Annotated in this window: 1 protein-coding gene and 1 pseudogene; both read left to right on the top strand. The window is 63.2% G+C overall.

The genetic code is table 11. From position 1 onward, the window contains the following. Positions 1-343 precede the first annotated feature (343 nt). The gene (locus tag ACFFWD_RS39535) at positions 344-1,369 is read left to right on the top strand and encodes an IS110 family RNA-guided transposase (RefSeq protein WP_376974808.1); all 1,026 of its coding nucleotides are present in this window, start codon (positions 344-346) and stop codon (positions 1,367-1,369) included. A gap of 683 nt (positions 1,370-2,052) precedes the next feature. Continuing rightward, a pseudogene (locus ACFFWD_RS39530) lies at positions 2,053-2,401 on the top strand (hypothetical protein); the annotation flags it as partial.

Here is a 2,401-nt window from a genome sequence, read left to right as displayed (position 1 = left end):
TAAAAAATTGAATCAGCAAATTCTCGCTACGGCGAGAGGTTTTTCAGCAGACTGCTAGCGCTTATTCTTCTTTGCCTCGTATTTGGCAAGGCAAGCGTCGGTCGCCAGCGCTGGCGAGCGCCGACAAATTCGTCAAATGAAGCGACCGCCTATGTCCGGACCTGGCCCATCGCGAGTTATTGCACCGCCGCGCGATCTCGGTCGCTAACGAGGCATAGATGGTGTAACGGGCCGCCGGCTGGCCGCGGTGGTTAAGGCGGCGAGAAGGAGTCGTCCCTCAAACTGATGGTGTCGAAAGAACGGAGTCGGGTGATGCCCGCTCCAGCATCAGCGAGGGACGACCATGAACCATTATGTCGGAATTGACGTGTCTTTGGAAGCTTCCAGCCTGTGCGTCGTCGATGCCAATGGCAAGATTGCCCGCGAGGGCAAGGTTGCCAGCGAACCGGACGCCCTGATTGCCTGGCTGAGGGGGCTAAAACTGGAGCTGACGCGGATTGGGCTGGAAGCCGGACCTTTGTCGCAGTGGCTCTACGCGGCGATGCGCCAGGCCGGACTTGCGGTCGAGCTGCTGGAGACACGGCACGTGCACACCGCGCTCGAGACGATGCCGGTGAAGAGCGACCGCAACGACGCGCGCGGGATCGCGCAGCTGATGCGGTTGGGCTGGTTCCGTCCGGTGCATTGCAAGTCGATGGCCGCGCAGGAGACGCGCGCACTGCTCACCGCGCGCAAACTGCTGCAGACAAAGCTTCATGATCTCGAGCTGAGCTTGCGGGGCGTTCTGCGCGGCTTTGGCCTCAAGGTCGGGCCAACCACGCCAGCGCGCTTCGCGGAGCGGATCAGGGAATTGGTCGCCGGACATCCAAGCCTGGAGGTGATTGCGGACGGGCTGCTGGCGGCGCGTGTCGCGCTGCGGCGCGAGTTCGACCGCTTCGAGAAGCAGGTGCGGGACGCGGCCCGCTGCGATACGCGGGCATGGTTGTTGATGTCGATCCCGGGAGTCGGAGCCATCGTGTCGCTCACTTTCACCGCAGCGATTGATGACCCGGCACGCTTCAAATCATCGAAGCAGGTTGGAGCCTATTTCGGCCTGACGCCGACCAAATATCAATCGGGCGAGACCGACATCGATGGCCGCATCTCGAAAATCGGTGATGCCTGGGTGCGCGCCGCTCTCTACGAGGGCGCCCACATCATTCTGACCAAGCCACTCAAGGGCTGCACGGTATTGAAGAGCTGGGCGATGAAGATCGCCAGGCGGAGCGGGATGAAGAAAGCCAAGGTGGCGCTGGCACGCAAGCTCGCCGTCATCATGCATCGGATGCTGGCCGATGGCACGAGCTTCCGCAATGCGGCGACGGTCTGAGGGAGGCCGATGATGGCACAGGTCATGATCGCTCGGTGCGCGCCGGCGCCGTCAAGCCCCCGCGCAACTGCGCGCCGCAACGCGGCTTCGGGGCTGTGACGATCCGACGCGACCGAGCCAACACGGCCGCCGTCCATCAATGCACGCTTACCGACCTCACTACAGAACAGGAGCGATTAAACCGTTTCGGGAGGCCTTTGACACCAGCCTTTCCGAGCGAGGTCCCGACGCCGGGACGATGGATCAGGTCAGACCGCAACTTCCGTCGTGGCTCCGACCACGCGAAATCATAGATTGGTCGACCTATCCTCTCATACCCCATCAGGTGGCGGCCTGCGCGCCGACCCCGTACAGAAGCACGACCCCGGCGAACGGATATCTCGCAAGTGGAAATGAGGGATTGACATATGGCCCGTTACAGAATCGGAAGTTGACGAACAGCCGAATGTTGCAGAGGGCGACGCTCGTGACCCAAAGCGTCCAAGGCGCGCTCCAGCGTGCTGATATCTCGGGTCCTGTCCCGCCGCGCGTCGTCAAGCCGATCCTCGATAGTAACACTAACTTGGATGTCAGAATCTGTCACATTAGTCATTTGACGTTTCAGAAATAATTTCGGCCTCCTCGTTGTTGTTCTTCCTGCGACAGGCGTTCTCGCCGTCGCGTCAACAACGGAGGATTCTTCGATGAGCAACAAGTTGTTTGGTTACCTCATCGCAGGTGCGCTCGCCTCCGCGCTCGCCATTGCCTCGCCGGCCCTCGCCCAGCGCGGCGGTGGTGGCGGTGGCGGCATGGGTGGCGGTGGCGGGCATGGCATGGGTGGCGGTGGCGGCATGGGTGGCGGTGGCGGGCATGGCATCGGCGGCGGTGGCGGCTTCGGTGGCGGGCATGCTATCGGCGGCGGTGGTGGCTTCGGCGGCGCACGCTTCGGTGGCGGTGGTGGCTTCGGTGGCGGGCGAGGCATCGGCGGCGGTGGCGGCTTCGGCGGCGCCCGCTTCGGCGGCGCGGGCCTAGGCCCGCGCACTGGAGCCATGG

It is taken from the genome of Bradyrhizobium erythrophlei (assembly GCF_042430365.1).
Classification (GTDB): Bacteria; Pseudomonadota; Alphaproteobacteria; order Rhizobiales; family Xanthobacteraceae; genus Bradyrhizobium; species Bradyrhizobium erythrophlei.
Note: the sequence above shows the minus strand (reverse complement) of the source record. Positions and strands in the feature narration are given on the sequence as shown.